General features: G+C 67.8%; 1 protein-coding gene. It reads right to left on the bottom strand.

Going from position 1 to position 1,075, the window contains the following annotated elements:
- On the bottom strand, positions 1-998 hold a 998-nt coding region (locus ACQKIP_RS48080; RefSeq protein WP_365854003.1), incomplete at its 3' end, for an ester cyclase.
- Positions 999-1,075: the final 77 nt, after the last annotated feature.

Genomic DNA, 1,075 nt, shown 5'->3' with positions numbered 1-1,075 from the left:
CAGTAGATGTTGGCCTCCACCGCCGGACCGTCGCCCCGCGTGGCGTTGATCTGGGCCCGCAGCGAGATCTCGTCGTAGACGCGGAACTCCCGCACGATGCGGCCGTCCTGGATCAGGAACTGGGAGACGCCGAGCACCGTCACCGGCTGGTCGGTCAGCTGTCCGAAGTCCGGCGTGCCCCGGTAGGTGCCGTGCATGGTCCAGGTGACGGCCACCCGCAGGCCCGCGTAGCGCGGCGAGAAGTTGGTCTGCACGTCCCGGACCTCGAAGCGGGCGTCGGGGAAGGCGGCGACCATGGCCATCAGGTCGCTCTGGTAGCGCTCGGGGCGGATGACGGTGCGGTCGCCGATGGTGTGCAGGAAGAGGTCACGCGTCATGAAGTCGTTGACCTTGTGCAGCCGGCGCTGCGTCCACACCTCGTCCATGAACTCCAGGACCATCTCGCACTCGGGACGGTACTCGTCGGGCCGCGGCCCGCTGACGCCGGCCAGCAGGACGTCCTTCGGCGGCTCCTCGGTCATCGACCCGCTGTATCCCTGGAACCGCAGCTCGCGTGCCGCCTCGTCGGGGTCGGTGCCGCGCTGCAGGCAGGTGGCCAGCTCGTCGCGCACCACCCACTCCTCGACCATCCGGCCGCGACGGTAGAGACAGTTGGCGACCGTGCGCTTGCGGATGCGGATGTTGCGCCCGTCGACCAGGTGCTCGTCGGCGGAGAAGACGAGGTGCGAGCTGAGGAAGGCGTCGTTGCCGCGCGCCTCCCACACCACGTCCTCGGCCTGGCCGATGTGGCCGGGCGTGCTGCCCATGCGCATCGTCGTGCCCTCGATCACGCCGTCGCGGCCCACCACGGTGCCCAGGCTCGTGTGGACGATCGAGTCCGGCTCGTAGTTGTCGACGATGTAGGAGATGTCCCGGTTGACCCAGATGCGGTCGGTGACCTCGCGGATGAAGTCGTCGGGGTCCTTGTAGGGGAGGTAGGCGGCGGGGTCGAGCGTCATGAGGAGTGCCTTTCTCGATCTGTTGATCTGTCGATCTGCCGGTTCGCACAACGGTGCATGTATGCGTATGCATACGA

It is taken from the genome of Streptomyces sp. NPDC059900 (genome assembly GCF_050270335.1).
Classification (GTDB): Bacteria; Actinomycetota; Actinomycetes; order Streptomycetales; family Streptomycetaceae; genus Streptomyces.
Note: the sequence above shows the minus strand (reverse complement) of the source record. Positions and strands in the feature narration are given on the sequence as shown.